This window comes from Pseudomonas sp. FP818 (assembly GCF_030687335.1).
In the GTDB taxonomy this organism is placed as follows: Bacteria; Pseudomonadota; Gammaproteobacteria; order Pseudomonadales; family Pseudomonadaceae; genus Aquipseudomonas; species Aquipseudomonas shahriarae.
This window is the reverse complement of sequence record NZ_CP117427.1, coordinates 1,895,631-1,916,914: the sequence shown is the minus strand read 5'-3', so window position 1 is coordinate 1,916,914 and position 21,284 is coordinate 1,895,631. Positions and strand designations below refer to the sequence as shown.

The window sequence follows — 21,284 nt, the reverse complement described above, 5'->3', positions numbered from 1 at the left end:
CCCGGATCGAAATTCCTGGCCAGGCAAAACGTTTTATCGGATTTAGAGGACTACCCATGAGTAACGTCGACCACGCCGAAATCGCCAAATTCGAAGCCCTGGCTCATCGCTGGTGGGACCGCGAAAGCGAGTTCAAGCCCCTGCACGACATCAACCCGCTGCGGGTCAACTGGATCGACGAGCGGGTCAACCTGGCCGGCAAGAAAGTCCTCGACGTGGGCTGCGGTGGCGGCATTCTCAGCGAAGCCATGGCCCAGCGCGGCGCCACGGTGATGGGTATCGACATGGGCGAAGCGCCCCTGGCCGTGGCCCAACTGCATCAACTGGAGTCGGGCGTGAGCGTCGAATACCGGCAGATCACCGCCGAAGCCCTGGCCGAAGAAATGCCCGAGCAGTTCGACGTGGTGACCTGCCTGGAGATGCTGGAGCACGTGCCCGACCCATCGTCGGTGATCCGTGCCTGCTTCCGAATGGTCAAGCCCGGCGGCCAGGTGTTCTTCTCCACCATCAACCGCAACCCGAAGGCCTACCTGTTCGCGATCATCGGCGCCGAATACATCATGAAGCTGCTGCCGCGCGGCACCCATGACTTCAAGAAGTTTATCCGTCCTTCCGAGCTGGGCGCCTGGAGCCGTCAGGCCGGGCTGACCGTCAAGGACATCATCGGCCTGACCTACAACCCCCTGACCAAGCACTACAAGCTGGCCAGCGACGTCGACGTCAACTACATGATCCAGACCCTGCGAGAGGAATAAGCCTGTGAAGTTGAAAGCGGTTCTTTTCGACATGGACGGTACGCTGCTCGATACCGCGCCGGACTTTATCGCCATCTGCCAGGCCATGCGCACCGAGCGCGGGCTTGCACCGATCAACGACCAGCATATCCGCGATGAAATTTCCGGCGGCGCCCGGGCCATGGTCGCCGTGACATTTTCCATGGACCCGGAGTCTCCAGGCTTTGAAGAGCTGCGCCTGGAGTTCCTCGAACGCTACGTCAAGGGCTGCGCGATCCATAGCAAGCTGTTTGATGGCATGGCCGAACTGCTGGAAGACATCGAGCGCTCCAAGCTGATCTGGGGCGTGGTGACCAACAAGCCCCTGCGCTTTGCCGAGCCGATCATGGAGCAACTGGGCCTGGCCCAGCGCTCGGCGCTGCTGATCTGCCCGGACCACGTAAAAAACAGCAAACCCGACCCGGAGCCGCTGATCCTGGCCTGCAAGATGCTCGACCTGGACCCGGCCAGCGTGCTGTTCGTAGGCGACGACCTGCGGGATATCGAATCGGGCCGCGACGCCGGGACCCGTACCGCCGCCGTCACCTATGGTTATATCCACCCCGACGACAACGCCCGCAACTGGGGCGCCGACGTTGTGGTCGATCACCCGCTGGAGCTGCGCAAGGTGCTCGATAGCGCACTCTGCAGCTGCTGACACTGAAACACTGAGATCAATGTGGGAGCTGGCTTGCCAGCGATAGCGGTGAATCAGCTGCCGCTTTATTGACTGACACTGCGCTATCGCGAGCAAGCCCGCCCCACATTCAGACTGAATTTTTGTTGAGGTCGATTATGTTTGATTACTCCGCACGCCCAGAATTGCTCAAGGACCGGGTCATCCTGGTCACCGGCGCCGGCCGCGGGATTGGTGCAGCGGCGGCCAAGACCTACGCCGCCCACGGTGCCACCGTGCTGTTGCTGGGCAAGACCGAGGCCAACCTGGCCCAGGTCTACGATGAAATCGAAGCCGCCGGCCACCCGCAGCCGGTGGTGATCCCGTTCAACCTGGAAACCGCCCTGCCCCATCAATACGACGAGCTGGCGGCGATGATCGAAAAAGAATTCGGCCATCTCGACGGGCTGCTGCACAACGCCTCGATCATTGGTCCGCGCACGCCGATCGAACAGCTGTCGGGCGAGAACTTCATGCGCGTCATGCATATCAACGTCAACGCCATGTTTATGCTGACCGCCACCCTGCTGCCCCTGCTCAAGCTGTCCCAGGATGCTTCGGTGGTGTTCACCTCCAGCAGCGTCGGGCGCAAGGGCCGGGCCTACTGGGGCGCCTATGGCGTGTCGAAGTTCGCCACCGAAGGCCTGATGCAGACCCTGGCCGACGAACTCGACACCGTGGCGGCAGTGCGCGCCAACAGCATCAACCCCGGCGCCACCCGGACCAGCATGCGTGCCCAGGCTTACCCTGGGGAAAACCCGGCCAACAACCCGCTGCCGGAAGAGATCATGCCGGTGTACCTGTACCTGATGGGCCCGGACAGCTCGGGGATCAATGGGCAGGCGTTCGACGCGCAATAATCTTCGGACATGACATTACGCCATTGTGGGGCTTGTGTGGGAGCGGGCTTGCCCGCGATGGCCTTAGGTACAGGGATCTACACAACTCTTTTCTGGGGTTGTGTACATATCCGTTGCTGCGGTCATGGCGGCTATTGGTTCCGCTCTTACAGCGGGTCACTTTTGGAAAAGAGCCCCAAAAGTAACCAAAAGGGCTCTTGCCCCACCACTCGGCACCTCGCCTAGGCTCGGTGTGCCCGTCATCCGACATTGATTTGGGGGGCCGCCGCGATGGGCCATCCATGGCCCAGCGCGGCTAACCCGGCGTCCTGCCGGGTTACCCCCCAAATCAATATCGGATGACGGCCAGCGTGGTTTAACGGGGCGCCTAAGATCAAAATCACAAGCAAAGCGAGGCGGCCTGACAGCCGACCTGATCGTCGAGATGTACGCATATACCTGTGGGAGCTGGCTTGCCTGCGATGGCGGTGTATCAGTCGATAAATATATTGGCTGATGAACCGCCATCGCAGGCAAGCCAGCTCCCACAGGGGAATGCAGCTTCGCGCTCTTGCTTTGCTGTTGCTCTGCTTTTGATCTGGCTTTTGATCTTAGGCGCCCCGTTAAACCACGATGGCCGCAGGCAGGTATTGCGCAGTGGGCACCCCGGCATGGATGCCGGGGTAGCCGCGACACGGCCAGGGATGGCCGATCGCGGCGGGCCCACGGAGCAATGCCTGACTGCGGGCATGCCGAGCCTAGGCGAGGCACCGAGTGGTGGGGCATGTACGGGACAACCACATAGGTTACAAAAAAGTGCATTCACATAGGTGACACTTTGATTGAAACATACCCGTTCTTTGCGTCTCTAGCATCGACACGGCCTAGGATCACAGGCCCGAAGATCACCTCCCAGACATCATCTCGAATTAGCTCCATTCCAATGGTCTGATGCTTGAGCAGATTGCCTATGTAGATCCTAAGACCTGCTCGATTGATGATTCCATTACTATCAGCCAGGTAACACTCCACGTGGCTCGCATACCCCATTTCAGGCAGCTTTTCCGGGTAAGCGCGGGGTGAGGGCAAATAACATGAGGCTGGTGTTTTCTGGCCAAGCGCCTCGTGCCCTCGCTCATGATTATAGTGCTGCATAAAGCGATCAAAGTGTTTCTGCTGAGCTTCCCAAGCAATCGCCGCTGGTTGGGGCAAAGTGCTTTTCAGGGTTCGGTGCATCCTTTCATGGCGCCCATTCTGATCTGGGCGGCCGGGCTCAATTCGCTCAGGGATAATCCCCAACCGCAGCCACCAGATCGACAGCTGTGATAACCCTGCACGGCCCGTGCTGGCAAACGGTATGCCGTTGTCGGTCCGAATACGTTCAGGCAAGCCATACTCGCGAAAAACACGCTCGAAGGTTTGTTGGGTTTCTTTGAAGTTGGTATTGCGCATGCCCTGGCAGGCCAGTAGAAAGCGGCTGGCATGGTCCATGATCGTCAGCGGATAACACCACACTCCGGCCCCTGTCAGAAACTGCCCCTTGTAGTCAGCGCTAAAGAGCTGATTTGGGGTCTCTGCCTTGCACAGGGGCTTTGGATAGACAGCCACGCGCTGACGCACACGTCGAGGTGCAATCAGATCAGCGGCCTTGAGGATGTTGTAAATGGTTGTTTTCGAGGGTGGATCCTGCCCGGGAAAACGCTGGCGCAAGTCGTTCTGAATCTTCTTCGGCCCGGGAATAGTCTCCCCGATAGAACGAAGCTCGATAATTGCTTGCCTGATAGCAAGAGGCACAACATAGGTTTGATTGTGCCGGCACCGGCTACGTTCTTCGAGCCCTCTGGGTCCTTCAGCCTCGTACCGTTCGACCCATTTGTAGCCAGTCTTTCGACTGACCTGGTAGTCGCGGCACAGCTGGCTAAAGGTATCTCTTTCAGCCAAATAGGCGGCGATGAACATCACTTTGAGGTCCATAGGTTTCAGCTCTTCCCAGGGCATGGTCAGATCCTCACAAAATCGACCCTGCCAGTTAATAACTGTTACCTATGTGCGTGAACTGATTTGTAACCCATGTGGGTGAGTCATACCGGCAAGAGCGCTTTGCTTACTTTGGCGCTCTTCCAAAGTGAGCCGCCGTAAGGGCGGAACCCTAAGTGGCCGTGACCGCAGCAACGGATATGTACACAAACCCAGAAAAAAGTTGTGTGATACCTATCGCCATCGCAAGCAAGCCACAATGGGCCTGCGCCAAATTTCCACCGCGCCTTTTCCTCAATAAATCCCATCCCCTTGTTTTATAAGCACAAAAAACTAATTGCACTAAATGGCACGCTTTTCGCTCCAATTTGCTTAAGCAGGCAGCGCGACATCAAGACGTGCGGCATGGGATCAGGGGTTATAACCCCCGGTAAAGCGGACTAGACTGTTACCCAAGTTTTACGGAACTGAAGGAACAGTAAGGCGCCCGCCAGTAACCGCTCCCATCGAGCCTGTAAGACAGCATTCTGTGCTTAGAGGCCTGCCCGTTTATGAAAACACCGACCCAGACCAACGCAATTGACTTCGACAGTGCCAAATTGCAACGCCTGGGCTTTGGCCAGCCTTCCATCGTCGCCCGCCGACCCATCAGCCTTGCGCAACTGCGCCAGCAACTGAATCTGCAATTGCAGACCAGCCTGGAAGCGGAGCGGATCCTCGGCCTGTTCTTTCGCGAAGTGCAGCGCCTGGTGCCCCTCGACGCCCTGCAATACCGCCATGAAGCCAGCGACCTGCGTCTGGAATATGGCCAGCGCGGTCATCACTCCGTGAGTTACAGCCTCAGCCATCAGGGCGAGCACCTGGGGGAGTTGGTGTTTCGCCGCAACCAGCGCTTCAGCGAAGAGGAACAGGGCAACCTGGAATCACTGTTGGCCAGCCTGCTGTACCCCATGCGCAATGCCTTGCTGTATCGCGCCGCGACCCGCAGCGCCCTGCGCGATCCATTGACCGAGACCGGCAACCGCGTCGCCATGGACCAGACCCTGGGCCGGGAGATCGAGATGGCCAAGCGGCATCTGCATCCGCTGTCCTTGCTGATGCTCGACATCGATCACTTCAAGCGCATCAACGACAGCCACGGCCACGCCACCGGCGACAAAGTGCTCAAGGCCGTCGCAGCCTCGATCAAAAGCCAGTTGCGTAATGTGGATATGGTGTTTCGGTTTGGCGGGGACGAGTTCCTGATCCTGCTTTCCAACACCAGCCGCGATGCCGCCACCATGGTCGGCGAACGCTTGCGCCAGGCAGCACAGGCCCAGGACTACTGGGCGGACACCACGCGTATCGAATTGACGGTGAGCCTGGGTTGCGCGACCTTGCTGGTAGGCGAGTCGGCCGAAAGCTTGCTGCGCCGGGCCGACAGCGCCTTGTACGTGGCCAAGCGCGAAGGCCGCAACCGCCTGGCAATGGCGGGGTAACCCCTACCCCGCCCTGCCGGGGTCAGGCTTCGCTGGCCGCCAGTACCTGGCGTTCGCGGATCACCGGGGTTTTCTCCAACTGCATGCAACGCTCCAGGAACAGGTACATGTAGTCGTAGCTCTTGCACACGGCCTGGCGCAACTCCACTTGCAACGCCTTGCTCGGGTTCATCCCCGCCAGGGTGCAGATGATTTCCAGCGCTTCCCACGGGTGGGCGTCGTCGTACTGGGCATGCATCTTCAGCCACTTCATGGCGCGCTTGCGATCTTCTTCGGGGAACGCTGCGGCATACACGCCCGTCGAACACACCAGCGCAGACCACTCCCCAGAGGCCCCCTCGATGGCGTAGTTGGTAGCGGCAATCGCAACAATCAACGAATCGGCCGAACTGGTGTGCCAGCACCAATGACTCAGTGCGTGCAACTCGGGCGGCACGTTCTGCGCTTGCAGTTCTTCCAGGCCCACGCCATGGGCGCGTGCCCAATGCATCCAATAGTCGGCATGGTTCAGTTCCACGCGAATATTGCGCATCAACCAACGTCGCGCCATATCCTCGCCAGGATGACGGGCAAACTTGGTCTTGGTCAGGTTTTGTGCCATGTACAACGCGAACTGTTCCACCACTGGCCAGACACCAATCAGGTATTGGCGCATGGTCTTGGCACTGAGCTTGTTATCGCGCATGCGCTGGTACAGTTCGTGTTCGACAACTCGGCGCTTGCTCTCGCTACAGTCCTGGATCAATTGCTGAGCCCAGGTGGGGTAACTTGAGGCTTCCATAAGCGGGCCGGTTCTGCTGAATGTGTCGATCACTGTCGGGCTCCTTTTGATGTGTGATGTGTACAGACCAGCAGATGTTTCAGCGGAACGTGCCGGGCGCCCGGAATAACAGAGGCTGCGGGCGCGCAGGTCGACACTGCAAACTATCGAAGGTAAACAATTGCGGGCGCTCAATCAGGTAGCCCTGAGCGTAGTCCACGCCGATCTCAAGCAATGCCTGCTCGATGTGCGGCGTTTCGACAAACTCGGCAATAGTGCGTTTACCCATGACATGGCCGATGTGGTTGATCACTTCGACCATGGCGCGGTTAATCGGGTCGTCCAGCATATCCTTTACGAAACTTCCATCGATCTTCAGGAAGTCTACAGGTAAATGTTTGAGGTAGGCGAATGAGGACATTCCGGCGCAAAAGTCGTCCAGGGAGAAGAAACAGCCTAAGGCCTTGAGCTCATTGATAAAACGAATCGCACTGCCAAGGTTGGAAATGGCACTGGTTTCGGTGATTTCAAAACAGATCATGCTCGGCGGAATGCCATAGGCGTTGAATTTCTCCCGCAGGAAGCTCAGGAAGTCGTCATCGCCGATGGTGATGCCCGACAGGTTGATCGCACACATCGCCATGGGCCTGCCCGGTCGCTCGATCATGCAACGGGCAATCAGCTTGAATACGTTCTCCACCACCCAGCGGTCCAGCGAAGTCATCAACCCATAACGCTCGGCAGCCGGGATAAAGCTGTCGGGCAAAATGATCCGCCCCGCTTCGTCGTGCAGGCGCAACAGGATCTCGATATGCCCGGCACCCGCCTCGGTATGGCCCAAGGCCGCGATTTCCTGGGCATACAGGCAGAAGCGGTTCTCCTCCAAAGCCATGTGCAGGCGCTGGATCCAGGCCATCTCGCCAAAGCGCAAGGACAACTCGGAGTCATCGGCGTGATAGACCTGCACCCGGTTACGCCCCTTTTCCTTGGCCATGTAGCAGGCCATATCCGCGGCGCGCAAAGAAGTTTCCAGGGTGGTCGGGATGTGCGAGATATGGACCAGGCCGATACTGACCGTGGTGACAAACGGCCGGCCTTTCCAGACAAAGTGCAGGTTTTGCACGGTGCGACGCAGACTTTCGGCGATTTTCTCGGCCACCAGTGGCGGGCAGTTCTCGAGCAGAATGCCAAACTCATCGCCCCCGAGGCGAGCCAGCGTATCGCCTTCGCGCAGGTCCGATTGCAGCAGCGCGCAGATATGCCGCAACAACTCATCGCCCGCCGCGTGACCACAGGTGTCGTTGACCAGCTTGAACTGGTCCAGGTCGAGGAACATCAAGGCATGCCCCGACTGCTGGCGCCCGATGCCATGCAACACCTGCTCCAGGCGGAATTCAAATTCACGGCGGTTGGCCAGCCCGGTCAAGGCATCATGGGTCGCCTGCCAAGACAGGTTGGCAATGTATTGGCGCTCTTGGGTCATGTCGTGCAACACCAACACTGCCCCGCTGACCTTTCCGGCACTGCGGATCGGGGCACCTACCAGGGTCACGGAGACCGTGCTGCCATCCAGACGCTGGATCAGCTTGGAGTGTTCGCTGCCGCCGGTGAGTTGACCGCCAAGAATATGCTCGATCAGGGCAAACCCTTCGGCCTGGGCGTTTTCATCCAGCAGATTGAACAACGCCGCCAGGGGCAGGCCCTGGGCCTGGGCAGCCTTCCAGTGGGTCAGGGACTCCGCCGCCGGGTTCATATAGGCGATAGCCCCGTCGACATCGGTGGTAATCACTCCGTCGCCGATGGACTCCAGGGTGATCTGCGCCCGCTCCTTCTCCACTTGCAAGGCATCGGCAAACGCATGGCGCTGGGCCAATAGCTTGCGGGTGCGCAACAAGGCCAGGGCAATCAGGCCGAGGGCGGTGGCCAGGTTAGTGATCAGCAGCAGGCGCAGAATCATCCTTGAGCCTTCACCCAGGGCATCGCTGAAAGCCTTGGCCGCCGGCGTCACGCTATCGTTGATGGCGATGATGCGTTCTTTCCAGGCATGGATGTCGGCGCTGGTGGCTTGGTTGGCAAGGATGTCCCGGTGCATTTCCTGCGCCAGGTCGTCGAGTTGCACTAGGTAGCCATCGCCCACGGTCCACAGCTCGATGGCTTTTTCCAGGTAACTGAAATGGCGGAAATTAAGGTACAGCCAGATCACGCTCGACACGTCATCCGGATGGTTGCCGCCCTTGAGGATCCCCTGGCGCGCGGCCGCCAGGTCAGGGTTGGGGCGGTCCAGGGCGATGCGCAGCTCGTGCCCGCCCTGGGGCACGGCAATCGCGTTCTGGTATTTGAGAAAGGTCTTCTGGTCGCGGTTATCGGCGTACAGGGTCAGGTAATAGATGGCATCTTTCTGGCCCTTGGACCACAGGCTTTCGCCCGCCACATAACCGCGCACGGCCGAGAGCATATAGAGGCTGACGCAGCCCAGTAATGCCTGGAACAGTACAACCGCAATAAAAGGCCAGACAATGCCCAGCAAACGGGGTGTTCCGAAAGTTCGCTTCTGCTTCATGAGATCCCTTGCATCAGCACAGGCGAGTAAAAACTGCTCCTGACAGCACAGCCGAGGCCAAACACGATCCCTCCAGGATCGGTACCGGGATCGTTTCAGCGAACTTGTTGCAAGTGTCCGTAAAGCTTGGCGTACAAACCGCCGTCGGCTATCAGCTGCTGGTGGTCGCCGTCTTCGGCTATATGCCCACCGTCAAACACCAATACCCTATCAGCCTGCTTCACCGCCGACAAACGGTGAGCAACGATCAGTGTAGTACGCCCACTGAGAAACCGCGCCAGTGCCTGGTGCAGGTTGTATTCGGTGGCCGCATCCAGGGCCGAGGTGGCTTCGTCGAGGATCACCACTTTCGGCTCGGCCAGCACCATCCGGGCAATCGCCAGGCGTTGGCGCTGGCCGCCGGACAAACGTACGCCCGAGCGCCCGACAATACTGTCCAGGCCCTGGGGTAACCCCTTGACCGTAGCATCCAACTGGGCAATTTCAAGGGCCTGCCAGCAGGCTTGATCACTGCGCTCGCGGCCCATGGTCAGGTTGGCGCGCACCGTGTCGTTGAACAGTGCCGGATGCTGCAGCACCACCGCGACATGCTCGCGGATGGTTTCCAGGCCAATCGCCTGCTGGGTTGCGCCGCCGAAGCGGATCGTGCCCGCCTGCGGGGTGTAGAGCCCCAGCAGTAATTGCACCAGGGTACTTTTACCGCCGCCACTGGCGCCGACAATCGCCACCTTCTCGCCGGGGGCGATGACCAGGTTCAACTGATTGAGCACCAGGTCTTCGCCATAGCCAAAGTCCAGGCCCTGCACCTCGATACCCACGGTTTCGCGCCCGGTAAACGGATCTTCGCCCCCTGCGTATTGCGGTTCGTCGGCGCGGGCCAACAGTTCGTTGATCCGCGTCAGCGCGCCACCGGCTGCGTAGTAGGCGTATTGCAGGTTCAGCAGTTGCTCCACCGGGCCGATCATGAACCACAGGTAGCTGAACACCGCGAGCATCTGGCCGATGGACAAGTCGGAAAACAGCACCGTGAGCATCGCCGCCGCGCGGAAGATATCAATGCCGAACTGGAACAGCAGGCCACTGGCGCGGCTGGAGGCGTCGCTTTTCCACTGGGAGTTGATGGCAAAGTCGCGCACTTCCTGGGCACGCTGCCCCAGGCGCCCGAGGAAAAACCCCTGGCGATTGCCGGCGCGCACTTCCTGGATGGCATCCAGGGTTTCTGTCAGGGCCTGGGTAAACCGCGAGGTACTGTCGTTTTCGAGCTTTTTCAGGTGTTTGACCCGCTTGCCCAACTGCACCGTGGCGTAGATCACCAGGGGGTTGAACAGCAGGATCAACAGGGCCAGCTTCCAGTGCATCCACATCAGGATCCCGGAGGTGCCGACCAGGGTCAGGGTGGCCACCAGGAACCGGCTCAAGGTTTCCCCGACAAACTTGTCCACCGTGTCCAGGTCGGTGACCAGGTGTGTGGTCACGGTGCCACCGCCCAGGCTTTCGTATTCACTCAGGGAAATACGCTTGAGCCGCTCGATCAGACGCACGCGGATGCGGTAGACAATGTCCTTGGCCAGCCCCGCAAACAGGCGGGCCTGGACCACGTTGAACACCAACGCCGCGCAGCGCAATACCAGGGTAATCAGCAGCATCAGGCCGATATACCCGGCAGCCTGCTGCCAGGCCGTCGGCAACGCGTGGTTCATCACCTGCAACGCCGCATCGCCATTGCCCAGCAGCACTTCGTCCACCAGCAACGGCAGGAGCAAGGGAATCGGTACGCTGCACAGGGTCGCCAGTACGGCGACACCGTTGGCAATCCACAGGGATTTTTTATGGCGCAGGGCCAGGCGACGGATTTCTGCCCAGGTCAGCCGATCAACCCGTGGTGTTGGCTGATCATGCACAGGCAGCTCGCTCCAGCCAGCGACCGAGCAGCGGCGACAGCTCGGACAGCGGCTGGTAGCCATTGGTCAACAACGCCAACTGGCCATTGCGTTCGGCCAGCAAGGTCGGGAAACCGGCGATGCCCAGGTCCTGGACCCAAGTGAAGTCGGCGGCCGTGGCGGCATGTTGTTCGGCGCGGTCAAAGGCCTCGGCAAACTCGATACGCGGCACCCCGGCAGTCTCGGCCAGCTCCACCAGCACACTGGCGCGGGTCACATCGCGACCCTCGACATAAAAGGCCTGCTGGATCAGCCCGAGCAAGGTCCAGGCGCAATCCGGCGCCAGGCCACGCGCAGTGACCAGGGCCCGGCAGGCCGGCTCGGTGTCATACACAAACCCTTCAGGCAAGGCGCCCTCCAGGCGGAACGGCTGGCCCGTGGCCTCGGTCACCGCCTGCCAGTGCTCCAGGATATAGCGCCGAGTAGTCGGTTCCAGCGCCGCACCACTGCCGGTACGCAAGCAGCCCACCACCAGGTGCAATTCCACGCCAGCCGCCTGGGCCTGCTCAACCAGGGCCTTGGCCACTGGGGCAAAACCCCAGCACCAGGAACACATCGGGTCCATTACATAGAGCAGGCGCGCAGACATGGTTCAAGCCTCGGTGGATGATTGCTTGTAGTTGTAACCAATCGGGTGCGGCATATTGCGGGCCTTGGCCAGCTCGATCTGCTTCTGGCGGTCGATCGCACTGCGACGGGTCTTCTCGGACAGCTTATCCCAGCAGTGCGGGCAACTGATGCCGGCCACGTAGTGCTCGGATGCGCGGTCCTCTACGCTAACCGGTGTACGGCAGGCATGACATTGATCGTAGTCACCTTCGCTCAAGTCGTGGCGCACGGTCACGCGGTTATCGAAGACAAAGCAGTCGCCCTGCCATTTAGTCTCTGCCTGGGGCACCTCTTCGAGGTATTTGAGGATGCCGCCCTTGAGGTGATACACCTCGTCAAAGCCTTCGCTGAGCATATAGCTCGAGGCCTTTTCACAACGAATCCCGCCGGTGCAGAACATCGCGACCTTCTTGTGCTTGGCCGGATCGAAGTTGGCTTTGATATAGTCGGGAAATTCGCGAAAACTCGTGGTTTTCGGGTCGATTGCGCCTTCAAAGGTGCCGATCGACACTTCATAGTCGTTACGGGTGTCGATCAACAGCACTTCTGGATCGCTGATCAACGCGTTCCAGTCTTGCGGATCAACGTAGGTACCGACTTTCTTGTTCGGGTCGACGCCTTCGACACCCAGGGTCACGATCTCTTTTTTCAGCTTGACCTTGGTGCGGTAGAACGGCTGCTCATCGCAGTACGACTCTTTGTGGTCGATATCGACCATGCGTGGGTCGTTCTTCAACCAGGCCATCAGGCCATCAATGCCTTCGCGGCTACCGGAAACGGTGCCGTTGATGCCTTCTTCGGCGATCAGCAAGGTGCCCTTGATGCCATTGTCGACCATGGCCTGCAACAGGGGCTCACGCAGGGCGACGTAATCTTCGAGGGTGACGAACTTATACAGTGCCGCCACGACGATGGGGTGTGTCATGGGTGTTCTCTCCAGGTGGCTACCCTCGTAAAGGGTGAACCGGATGCAAAAAAAACGCGCCGACTAAGCGGCGCGTTGCGGATTCTAGCAAAACATAGGCCCTTGTAGCAGCCGGATATCAGTGTTTGCTACCGCCAGCGCAGGTCGGCGAGGCCGGGGCTGCGTCGGTTTTTGCCCATTCTTCAGGCGTGTAGGTATGCAGCGCCAGCGCATGGAACTCGCTCATCAGGTCGCCCAACGTGGCGTAGACCTTCTGGTGGCGCTTGACGCGGTTGAGCCCCTCGAACTGCTGGCTGACCAGCACGGCCTTGAAATGCGTCTGCAATCCACGGCTGTGCATGTGGCTTTCGTCCAGCACACTCATGTGTTCCGGGCTCAGGGCGGCAAGTGCCGATTCGATACGCTGCTGCATGGTCATTGCTTACTTCTTCTTGGCGGGTGCGGCTTTGGGGGTCAGCTCGTTGGTCATGTCTTCCAACAGCTTGTTCACGACAGGTACCGCGCTTTCCAGCTTGGCCTGGGTCAACTGGGCCGATTGCTGGGTCAGTTGCGGCATTTTCTCCAGGACTTTCTTGCCCAGTGGCGATTTGTAGAAGGCAACCAGGTCTTTGAGTTCGGACTCGCTGAAGTTGCTGGTGTAGAGCTTGACCATGTCCGGCTTGAGCTTGTTCCAGCCAATGGCCTGGTCCAGGGCGGCGTTGGCCTTGGCCTGGTAGGTGTCGAGCACGGTTTGCTTGGCGGCAGGCGCCTTGGTCTGCTCGAAACGCTGGGCGAACATTTGCTGCACTTGCATGTACACCGGGGTGCCCAGCTTGTCCGCGTGAGCCAGGGTCAGGAAGGCTTCGGCACTGGCGTTGTGGCTGGCGGTATCGGCAAAAACCTGGCCGCTGGCACAGACCAGAGCAACCGCGGTACAGATGGCACGAAGACGAGTCATCGAGTTTCCTTTCTAGCAGGCGAGGTAATACCCCAAGGGCGACCATTCTGCGCCTAAAAAACGCTGGCACTCAACCCCACGCCTTATAGCGCCTGGTTTTGCGGGGGGTTGGCCGATGAAATGGCTTTTATGGAACCCAATCGCCCCCCCAGGGCCTAAACTGCGCAAACCGACTACAAGGAGAGTCCCTGCGATGAGCCGTATCGAAACCGACAGCCTGGGCGAAGTACAAGTCCCGGATGACGCTTACTGGGGCGCACAGACCCAGCGTTCACTGGTCAATTTCGCCATCGGCGAACAACGCATGCCACTGGCGGTCCTGCACGCCCTGGTCCTGATCAAGAAAGCGGCGGCGCGGGTCAACGACCGCAATGGCGACCTGCCCGCCGATATTGCCCGGCTGATCGAACAGGCCGCCGACGAAGTGCTCGACGGCCAGCACGATGACCAGTTCCCCTTGGTGGTCTGGCAGACCGGCAGTGGCACCCAGAGCAATATGAACGCCAACGAAGTGCTCGCCGGCCGCGCCAACGAGCTGTCGGGCGGGCCCCGTGGCGGCAAGAGCCCGGTACACCCCAACGATCACGTCAACCGCTCCCAGAGCTCCAACGACTGCTTCCCCACCGCCATGAGCATCGCCACGGTACAGGCGGTGCACGAGCAGTTGCTGCCGGCGTTGCGCGAACTGTCTGGCGGGCTGGCGGAGTTGTCGGCGCGCCATATGAAGCTGGTCAAGACCGGCCGCACCCATATGATGGACGCCACGCCGATCACCTTCGGCCAGGAAGTCTCCGCGTTCATCGCCCAACTGGACTATGCCGAGCGCGCCATTCGCAGTGCCCTGCCCGCCGTGTGCGAGCTGGCCCAGGGCGGCACGGCGGTAGGCACCGGCCTGAACTCGCCCCACGGCTTTGGCGAGGCGATTGCCGCAGAAATCGCTGCGTTGTCCGGGCTGCCGTTTGTCACCGCGCCCAACAAGTTCGCCGCATTGTCGGGCCATGAGCCGCTGACCACCCTGTCCGGCGCCCTGAAAACCCTGGCCGTGGCCTTGATGAAAATCGCCAACGACCTGCGCCTGCTGGGCTCGGGGCCACGCGCTGGGCTGGCCGAAGTGCGCCTACCGGCCAATGAGCCGGGCAGTTCGATCATGCCCGGCAAGGTCAACCCGACCCAGTGCGAGGCGCTGTCGATGCTGGCGTGCCAGGTGCTGGGCAACGACGTGACCATCGGCATTGCCGCCAGCCAAGGGCATTTGCAGTTGAACGTGTACAAGCCGGTGATTATCCACAACCTGCTGGAGTCGATCCGCTTGCTGGCCGATGGCTGCCGCAACTTCCAGGAACATTGCATCGCGGGCCTTGAGCCCGACGCCGAGCAAATGGCCGCGCACCTGGAACGGGGTTTGATGCTGGTGACCGCGCTGAACCCGCATATCGGCTATGACAAGTCGGCGCAGATTGCCAAGAAAGCCTATGCCGAAGGGCTGACGCTACGTGAAGCAGCGCTGGAGCTGGGCTACCTCACCGATGCCGAATTCGACCAGTGGGTACGCCCGGAGAATATGCTCGAAGCCGGGCATTGACCTAAAGGTGGGCCAACCTTGCGCGCCGGGCCTTGAGCCCGGCGATCAAGGACGGCGCCAACGCCACCGACGCCGACCCCAATACCACCAGCACCGCACCGCCGTAACCCAGGCCATTGATCTGCTCGGCATGCACATAGTCAGGCCACAACCAGGCCGCAATCGCCACCGCCACAAAGGTCACCAGCGGTGTAATCGCCAACGTCGCACTGACCCGCGACGCTTCCCAGTGAGCCAAGGCTTCGGCAAAGGCGCCATAGGCAATCAGCGTATTGAAACAGCACGCCAGCAACAGCCAGCCTTGCAATGGGCTCAGTTGCAGCGCCTCCATGGGATGTACCCAGGGCAACAGGAGAAATGCGCAAGACAGGTAAATCACCATCATCACCTGCAGTGAATTCCACACCGTCAGCAATTGCTTCTGGCCCAGGGCGTAGAACACCCAGATGGTGGTCGCCAGCAGAATCGTCAGCACCCCGGCGGTGTAAGTGCCCAGGGATGTCAGCAGCTCCGCCAGGCGCTGGTTGAAGAACAGTGCAAAGCCGATGATCAGCACCAACAGGCCTACCCCCTGCCCCAGGCTGAAACGCTCCTTGAACAGAAACACACTGGCGATCATCAAAAAGATCGGCCCCATCTGCACCACCAGTTGCGCCGTGCCGGGGCTCAACATCTTCAGCCCCACCAGATAGAGCACGTAGTTGCCCAGCAGCCCACACACCGCCATCGCCACCAGCCAGCCACCGCGCTTGCCCAAGACTTTCGGGCTGGGCAGACGCTTGACGGCGGCCAGATAAACGAACAGGCAACTGCCGGACACCATCAGGCGAAACCAGGTCACTGTGATCGGGTCCATCACCTGCAGCACCTGTTTGAGCTTGATCGGCAGAATGCCCCAGAGCAGCGCGGTCAGCAGGGTCAGGGATAAACCGTAGACCCAGCGGCCGGAAGAGATGTGCATGAGTGCCCCAAGAGCCAGAGGTAGAGGAAGCCGCATTCTAGGGGGATGTGGGTGGACCTTGGCGAAGTTTTTTATCAGGCATACCGCAAATCAACTGTGGGAGCTGGCTTGTGTGGGAGCTGGCTTGCCTGCGATGCAAGCACCTCGGTACATCAGTTGCATCGCGGTGACGCTATCGCAGCATGGGTATCTACACAGCTATCCTCTGGGTATGTGTACATATCCATTGCTGCGGTCACGGCCGCTATTGGTTCCGCTCTTACAGCGGGTCACTTTTGGAAAAGAGCCCTGTACGGACCGGACACATAGTGGACACATGTGCGGGGACATAGTTGACACATTATGAACCATAGTCCGGTTTGCTCACGTCGATCGTTCGTAGGAAATGGTGGCAGAAGTAGACGTCAAAGAGCCCGTCACTTTCAGGGTTAGGCCGAACTGCGATGTGCTGCCCAACCAGCCCCTTGGCAATGCTGAAGTAACGTTTCTGAAAGCGAAATCGGCTGTGATAAACCTTGGCCAGCACATCATCCGGCCCATATTCAAACTCCGATAGCTGCTGCGGATAAGCCCAGGGGCTTGCTCGATACCGGTCCATAGGCACCTTGTAGTCCAGTGCTTGGTGAGGGCGTTTTAAGTTATAGACCTCACGCCATTGATCAAACGCTGTTTGAGCATCCTTGATCGTGGAGAATTGACGCCCATCAAGCACCTCGGCTTTGAGTGAACGATGGAAGCGCTCAATCTTTCCATTGGTTTGAGGGTGATAAGGACGACTGAAGCTGATCCTGATCCCCAAGCGAATCAACCAGATACTTAATTCTGTGATTTCCCCAGGGTTGCGTGGCGAGCCCCATGGCGGCCCATTGTCAACGTTGATGCGAGCCGGTAAACCAAAGCGCTGGAATACCTCGATCATCTTTTCCTTCACTGTGATTCCACGCTCGTTATCACAAGCTTGAATCGCCAAATTGAATCGTGAGTGATCGTCCAACAACGTCAGCGGATGGCATCGGCCTTCTTGCGTCGGGAAGTGCCCTTTGAAATCCATCTGCCAAAGATCGTTAGGTGCATCGTGTTCAAATCTCAGCTTTGCTTCTTGTTCCTTCTGAACAGGCTGAATCAGCCCGCATCGGTGCAGAACATTGGTGACAGTGCTAGGAGCAATCTGCTTTTTCAAAAGGCTGCTGATTGTACGTCCGCCCCAAGCGGGATGTGCTCGCCTAAGCGCTATGACTTCCGCTTCCAGAGCTGGCGCGGTTAGCTTTGGGCTAGTCGCAGGTTTTCGGGACTTCTCTTGCAGTCCAGACTGCCCCTGCATTTCATAGCGTTTCAACCACTTATAGGCCGTTTGCGGACTGATGCCGAACCGTCGACACAGCTCTCGTTTATTGCTGCCGGGTTGCCGTGCTAAGGCAATGAACTCTTCTTTCAGGCTCATGGTATCTCTCGTGTCCCAGGGCATGATGGCTTTCCGGCGAAGTTGGCTCGCCAAAAGTGTCCACCATGTCCCCGCACACCCGTCAACCATGTGTCCGGTCCGTACAAAAAGAGCCCCAAAAGTAACCAAAAGGGCTCCTGCCCCACCACTCGGTGCCTCGCCTAGGCTCGGCATGCCCGCAGTCAGGCATTGCTCCGTGGGCCCGCCGCGATCGGCCATCCATGGCCGTGTCGCGGCTACCCCAGCATCCATGCCGGGGTGCCCACTGCGCAATGCCTGCCTGCGGCCATCGTGGTTTAACGGGGCGCCTAAGATCAAGATCAAAAGCCAGATCAAAAGCAGAGCCAGAGCACGAAGCTGCATTTAATAATTGGGCCCCCAGGGCCAGATCAGCGCACAGCTTCAAACAGCCCGGTTGCCCCCATCCCACCGCCCACGCACATGGTGACGATGCCATAACGCAAATTGCGCCGTTGCAGCTCCCGCACCAGGTGCCCGACCTGCCGTGACCCGGTCATGCCGAACGGATGGCCAATGGAGATCGAACCGCCGTTGACGTTGTACCTGGCATTGTCGATCTCCAGACGATTGCGCGCATACAGGCACTGGGACGCAAACGCCTCGTTGAGCTCCCACAGGTCGATGTCCGCCACTTGCAGGCCACGGGCCTTGAGCAATTTGGGCACCGAGAACACCGGGCCGATGCCCATCTCGTCCGGCTCGCAGCCGGCCACGGTAAAGCCACGGAAAAACGCCTTGGGCTTGAGCCCCAGTTCCAGGGCTTTTTCCAGGCTCATCACCAGGGTCATCGACGCGCCGTCGGACAGTTGCGATGAGTTACCCGCGGTCACCGAACCATCCTCGGCAAACACCGGCTTGAGCCCACTCAGGCTGGCCAGGGTGGTGTCCGGGCGGTTGCAGTCGTCGCGATCGACCACGCCGTCGAGGATCTGCACCTCGCCGGTGTGCTTGTCCTCGACCTTGTACTTGACCGCCATGGCCACGATTTCATCGTCGAACAGCCCCTCGGCCTGGGCCTGGGCGGTGCGCTGCTGGCTTTGCAGGGCGTACAGGTCCTGCTCTTCGCGGCTGACGTTATAGCGGCGGGCAACTATTTCGGCGGTCTGGCCCATGGGGAAGTAGATGCCCGGCACCTGCTCCTTGAGCAATGGGTTGATCAGGTTGTCGGTATTCACGCTCTTCATGGTCAGACTGATGGACTCGACACCACCGGCGACAATGATGTCGCTGCACCCCGAGGCGATCTGGTTGGCCGCGATGGCAATCGCCTGCAGCCCCGATGAACAGAAACGGTTGAGGGTCATGCCGGCGGTGCCGGTGCCCAGGCGCGACAGCACCGCCACGTTGCGGCCGATGTTGTAGCCCTGGGCACCTTCGTTGGAGCCGGCGCCGACAATGCAATCCTCGACACTGGCCGGGTCGATGCCACTGCGTGCCAGCAAGGCGTTGACGCAATGCGCGGCCATGTCATCAGGACGGGTCTGGTTGAACTTGCCGCGAAAGGACTTGGCCAGGCCGGTTCGCACGCTGTCGACGATCACTACTTCACGCATGGGCTACCTCGATCTTGTCGTTATTGGGAGACAGATCGAGGATAGATCCGGGGCCTGGCGATCGCGACGATCATTCACCTGGCGTATGCAAAAGCATGGCGCTATTTGTGCTTCTTCTTTTTGTCGTGCTTGTCGGACTTGGCGAACGCCTCTTCCAGCGCCAGGTTGATGGTGCGCAGCACCTTGACCCGTGCCCAGCGCTTGTCGTTGGCCTCCACCAGGGTCCAGGGCGCGATCTCGGTGCTGGTGCGGTCCACCATGTCGCCCACCGCGGCCCGGTAGACATCCCACTTGTCGCGGTTGCGCCAGTCGTCTTCGGTGATTTTGAAGCGCTTGAACGGGATCTCTTCCCGGGCCTGAAAACGCTCCAGCTGGGTCTGTTTATCAATCGCCAGCCAGAACTTGACCACGATCACCCCGGCGTCGCGCAATTGCTCCTCGAAATCATTGATCTCGGCGTAGGCGCGCATCCAGTCGGCCGTGGTGCAAAAGCCTTCGACCCGCTCCACCAGCACCCGGCCATACCAGGAGCGGTCAAACACGGTAAACATGCCCCGCGCCGGGATCTGCCGCCAGAACCGCCACAAGTACGGCTGGGCGCGCTCGTCTTCGGTGGGCGCGGCAATCGGCACGATGCGGTACTGGCGCGGGTCCAGTGCCGCCGCCACGCGGCGGATCGCCCCGCCCTTGCCCGCCGCGTCATTACCTTCAAAAACCGTGACCAGCGCGTGTTTGCGCATGCGTTTGTCGCGCATCAGGCCCGAGAGCCGCGCCTGTTCGGTAATCAGTTGCTCTTCGTAGTCGTCCTTTTCCAGGCGCTGGGTCATGTCCAGGCTGTCCAGCAGGCTCATCTGGTCCACCGAGGATGGCAAGGGCGCCGGATGGATGCCGCTGGCCCTGGCCTTGGACAGCTTCAGGGCATTTTGCAGGCCCTCCAGAAGGATCCTGGCCACGGTCAGCCCGCGGTAGTTGGCATCCACGCCTTCGATCACATGCCAGGGTGCATAGTCACGGCTGGTGCGGCGCAGCACGCGCTCGCCGAAATGCACAAACTTGTCGTAGGTCTCGGACTGCTGCCAATCCAGCGGGCTGATACGCCAGCTGTGCAGCGGGTCGTCCTGCAGGGCCTTGAGCCGCGCCTTCATTTGTTTCTTGGAGAGGTGGAACCAGAACTTGAAGATCAGCGCCCCTTCATCGCACAGCATCTGCTCCAGGCGCTCGGCCCCGGCAATGGCCTGGTCCAGGCGTGCGTCCTTGATCTGGCCATGGACCCGCGCCTGCAGCATCTGGCTGTACCAGTTGCCGAAGAACACGCCCATGCGCCCCTTGGCCGGCAGTTGTCGCCAGTAGCGCCAGGCCGGCGGGCGGGCCAGTTCTTCGTCGGTCTGCTGGTCAAAGGTGCGCACCTCGATCAGGCGCGGATCCATCCATTCATTGAGCAGCTTGACGGTTTCGCCCTTGCCGGCGCCTTCGATGCCATTGATCAGCACGATCACCGGGAAGCGTCCCTGCTGGTGCAACTCGAACTGCGCTTCCAGCAAGGCCTCACGCAAGGCCGGGACTTCAGCGTCGTAAGTGTCCTTATCGACGGCGTGACCAATTTCGGCGGATTCAAACATGGGCGACTCCCTTCCAAGATGGATCAAGACTAGCGGATTGGGCAGCACGGCGGGCAAGCAATTCCACGCCACTTGCCGTGGATCAATTGACCGGGCTGCGGCTCAGACCTCGGGCACGTAACAAATATCCAAGTCATGGTGCTTCATTACTTCCTCGGTCAATCGCTCCACCACCTCGTCGACGGCTTGCCGGCGCGGCGCGCGCAGGGCTTCCATCTGCGCGAGGTATTCCCCGTCGGTGAGGCTCTGGCTGCTCTCGAAAAGTTGTTGCTGGCGCGCATCGAAGGGTTGCGTCGCCGCGAGGAATGTCGCGGGAAATTGCTGCTTGAGGTGAGCTTGCCAGAACGACAACTGCGTCAGGAAACGCAAGAGTGCCGGCGACAACTCTGCCGTGCGCACCTGGGAATGCGCGGCGTCCAGCCCCTCACGGGTCACATTGGCAAACGAGACATACTGCGCAAACTTGGGCTGCCCCGGCAGCTGCGTGAATGTGTGGGTTAAATCGTCCTGTACCGACATCAGCAATGTCCCTTATTGCCTAGGGTTGAACGCCTAACGATACCCTGCGCCAACCCGCCGGATTAACGCTGATTGTTGATCGAATCGGGGGCTATCGCCGGGAGTTTTTCCATG

Annotated in this window: 18 protein-coding genes; 5 read left to right on the top strand and 13 right to left on the bottom strand. The window is 59.9% G+C overall.

Annotated elements, in window-relative coordinates; genetic code table 11:
* Positions 1-56: 56 nt before the first annotated feature.
* The 3 genes from ubiG to PSH80_RS08860 all read left to right on the top strand — a co-directional run bounded on the left by ubiG (position 57) and on the right by PSH80_RS08860 (position 2,309).
* Complete coding sequence (ubiG, locus tag PSH80_RS08870) at positions 57-755, top strand: bifunctional 2-polyprenyl-6-hydroxyphenol methylase/3-demethylubiquinol 3-O-methyltransferase UbiG (RefSeq protein WP_003172645.1); 699 nt, start codon at positions 57-59, stop codon at positions 753-755.
* A 4-nt stretch (positions 756-759) separates the two neighbouring features.
* Positions 760-1,431, top strand: a complete 672-nt coding sequence (gene mupP / locus PSH80_RS08865) for an N-acetylmuramic acid 6-phosphate phosphatase MupP (RefSeq protein ID WP_057439225.1) — start codon at positions 760-762, stop codon at positions 1,429-1,431.
* Positions 1,432-1,568: 137 nt separating this feature from the next.
* The gene (locus tag PSH80_RS08860; RefSeq protein ID WP_032863166.1) at positions 1,569-2,309 is read left to right on the top strand and encodes a YciK family oxidoreductase; all 741 of its coding nucleotides are present in this window, start codon (positions 1,569-1,571) and stop codon (positions 2,307-2,309) included.
* 801 nt (positions 2,310-3,110) lie between these two features.
* On the opposite strand, the gene PSH80_RS08855 is transcribed toward PSH80_RS08860, so the two are convergent.
* Positions 3,111-4,286 carry an integrase core domain-containing protein gene (locus PSH80_RS08855; RefSeq protein ID WP_047229189.1) on the bottom strand — a complete coding sequence of 392 codons (1,176 nt, stop codon included), beginning with the start codon at positions 4,284-4,286 and terminating at the stop codon, positions 3,111-3,113.
* Positions 4,287-4,816: 530 nt separating this feature from the next.
* Between PSH80_RS08855 and PSH80_RS08850 the strand changes: the two genes are divergently transcribed.
* Positions 4,817-5,743, top strand: a complete 927-nt coding sequence (locus PSH80_RS08850; RefSeq protein WP_200661375.1) for a GGDEF domain-containing protein — start codon at positions 4,817-4,819, stop codon at positions 5,741-5,743.
* Positions 5,744-5,765: 22 nt separating this feature from the next.
* On the opposite strand, the gene PSH80_RS08845 is transcribed toward PSH80_RS08850, so the two are convergent.
* From PSH80_RS08845 to PSH80_RS08815, 7 genes are all read right to left on the bottom strand, one after another.
* Positions 5,766-6,524, bottom strand: a complete 759-nt coding sequence (locus tag PSH80_RS08845; RefSeq protein WP_370693721.1) for a TenA family transcriptional regulator — start codon at positions 6,522-6,524, stop codon at positions 5,766-5,768.
* A 79-nt stretch (positions 6,525-6,603) separates the two neighbouring features.
* Positions 6,604-9,063: an EAL domain-containing protein gene (locus PSH80_RS08840; protein WP_057958893.1), complete on the bottom strand. Its 2,460-nt coding sequence runs from the start codon at positions 9,061-9,063 to the stop codon at positions 6,604-6,606.
* A 95-nt stretch (positions 9,064-9,158) separates the two neighbouring features.
* Positions 9,159-10,964: an ABC transporter ATP-binding protein gene (locus PSH80_RS08835; RefSeq protein ID WP_120732334.1), complete on the bottom strand. Its 1,806-nt coding sequence runs from the start codon at positions 10,962-10,964 to the stop codon at positions 9,159-9,161.
* Positions 10,957-11,592, bottom strand: coding sequence for a DsbA family protein (locus PSH80_RS08830; RefSeq protein ID WP_305419908.1), 636 nt, complete (start codon positions 11,590-11,592; stop codon positions 10,957-10,959). The genes PSH80_RS08835 and PSH80_RS08830 overlap by 8 nt, the downstream gene beginning before the upstream one ends.
* Positions 11,593-11,595: 3 nt before the next feature.
* Positions 11,596-12,537 (bottom strand): rhodanese-related sulfurtransferase, encoded by a 942-nt coding sequence (locus PSH80_RS08825; RefSeq protein WP_057440777.1) that lies wholly within the window; start codon positions 12,535-12,537, stop codon positions 11,596-11,598.
* Between the two features lie 118 nt (positions 12,538-12,655).
* Positions 12,656-12,955, bottom strand: coding sequence for a BolA family transcriptional regulator (locus PSH80_RS08820; protein ID WP_057958890.1), 300 nt, complete (start codon positions 12,953-12,955; stop codon positions 12,656-12,658).
* A 3-nt stretch (positions 12,956-12,958) separates the two neighbouring features.
* Positions 12,959-13,474 carry a DUF2059 domain-containing protein gene (locus PSH80_RS08815; protein ID WP_057958889.1) on the bottom strand — a complete coding sequence of 172 codons (516 nt, stop codon included), beginning with the start codon at positions 13,472-13,474 and terminating at the stop codon, positions 12,959-12,961.
* 193 nt (positions 13,475-13,667) lie between these two features.
* Between PSH80_RS08815 and PSH80_RS08810 the strand changes: the two genes are divergently transcribed.
* Positions 13,668-15,056 (top strand): class II fumarate hydratase, encoded by a 1,389-nt coding sequence (locus PSH80_RS08810; protein WP_057440775.1) that lies wholly within the window; start codon positions 13,668-13,670, stop codon positions 15,054-15,056.
* Position 15,057: 1 nt separating this feature from the next.
* On the opposite strand, the gene PSH80_RS08805 is transcribed toward PSH80_RS08810, so the two are convergent.
* From PSH80_RS08805 to PSH80_RS08785, 5 genes are all read right to left on the bottom strand, one after another.
* Positions 15,058-16,017: a DMT family transporter gene (locus PSH80_RS08805; protein WP_057958888.1), complete on the bottom strand. Its 960-nt coding sequence runs from the start codon at positions 16,015-16,017 to the stop codon at positions 15,058-15,060.
* 340 nt (positions 16,018-16,357) lie between these two features.
* Positions 16,358-17,482, bottom strand: a complete 1,125-nt coding sequence (locus tag PSH80_RS08800; RefSeq protein ID WP_057961168.1) for an IS481 family transposase — start codon at positions 17,480-17,482, stop codon at positions 16,358-16,360.
* A gap of 365 nt (positions 17,483-17,847) precedes the next feature.
* Entirely contained in the window at positions 17,848-19,032 is a 1,185-nt protein-coding gene (locus PSH80_RS08795; RefSeq protein WP_057958887.1) for a thiolase family protein, read from the bottom strand.
* A 101-nt stretch (positions 19,033-19,133) separates the two neighbouring features.
* The gene (pap, locus tag PSH80_RS08790; RefSeq protein WP_057958886.1) at positions 19,134-20,651 is read right to left on the bottom strand and encodes a polyphosphate:AMP phosphotransferase; all 1,518 of its coding nucleotides are present in this window, start codon (positions 20,649-20,651) and stop codon (positions 19,134-19,136) included.
* A gap of 102 nt (positions 20,652-20,753) precedes the next feature.
* Positions 20,754-21,170 (bottom strand): NEL-type E3 ubiquitin ligase domain-containing protein, encoded by a 417-nt coding sequence (locus PSH80_RS08785; protein ID WP_057958885.1) that lies wholly within the window; start codon positions 21,168-21,170, stop codon positions 20,754-20,756.
* Positions 21,171-21,284 lie beyond the last annotated feature (114 nt).

Excerpts from the sequence above, each read along its gene's own strand:
- PSH80_RS08810 (WP_057440775.1), top strand. The coding sequence starts at position 13,668 with ATGAGCCGTATCGAAACCGACAGCCTGGGCGAAGTACAAGTCCCGGAT.
- pap (WP_057958886.1), bottom strand. The coding sequence starts at position 20,651 with ATGTTTGAATCCGCCGAAATTGGTCACGCCGTCGATAAGGACACTTAC.
- PSH80_RS08840 (WP_057958893.1), bottom strand. The coding sequence starts at position 9,063 with ATGAAGCAGAAGCGAACTTTCGGAACACCCCGTTTGCTGGGCATTGTC.
- PSH80_RS08795 (WP_057958887.1), bottom strand. The coding sequence starts at position 19,032 with ATGCGTGAAGTAGTGATCGTCGACAGCGTGCGAACCGGCCTGGCCAAG.
- PSH80_RS08825 (WP_057440777.1), bottom strand. The coding sequence starts at position 12,537 with ATGACACACCCCATCGTCGTGGCGGCACTGTATAAGTTCGTCACCCTC.
- PSH80_RS08830 (WP_305419908.1), bottom strand. The coding sequence starts at position 11,592 with ATGTCTGCGCGCCTGCTCTATGTAATGGACCCGATGTGTTCCTGGTGC.
- PSH80_RS08800 (WP_057961168.1), bottom strand. The coding sequence starts at position 17,482 with ATGCCCTGGGACACGAGAGATACCATGAGCCTGAAAGAAGAGTTCATT.
- PSH80_RS08785 (WP_057958885.1), bottom strand. The coding sequence starts at position 21,170 with ATGTCGGTACAGGACGATTTAACCCACACATTCACGCAGCTGCCGGGG.
- ubiG (WP_003172645.1), top strand. The coding sequence starts at position 57 with ATGAGTAACGTCGACCACGCCGAAATCGCCAAATTCGAAGCCCTGGCT.
- PSH80_RS08815 (WP_057958889.1), bottom strand. The coding sequence starts at position 13,474 with ATGACTCGTCTTCGTGCCATCTGTACCGCGGTTGCTCTGGTCTGTGCC.
- PSH80_RS08820 (WP_057958890.1), bottom strand. The coding sequence starts at position 12,955 with ATGACCATGCAGCAGCGTATCGAATCGGCACTTGCCGCCCTGAGCCCG.
- PSH80_RS08860 (WP_032863166.1), top strand. The coding sequence starts at position 1,569 with ATGTTTGATTACTCCGCACGCCCAGAATTGCTCAAGGACCGGGTCATC.
- PSH80_RS08805 (WP_057958888.1), bottom strand. The coding sequence starts at position 16,017 with ATGCACATCTCTTCCGGCCGCTGGGTCTACGGTTTATCCCTGACCCTG.
- PSH80_RS08855 (WP_047229189.1), bottom strand. The coding sequence starts at position 4,286 with ATGCCCTGGGAAGAGCTGAAACCTATGGACCTCAAAGTGATGTTCATC.
- PSH80_RS08845 (WP_370693721.1), bottom strand. The coding sequence starts at position 6,524 with ATGGAAGCCTCAAGTTACCCCACCTGGGCTCAGCAATTGATCCAGGAC.
- PSH80_RS08850 (WP_200661375.1), top strand. The coding sequence starts at position 4,817 with ATGAAAACACCGACCCAGACCAACGCAATTGACTTCGACAGTGCCAAA.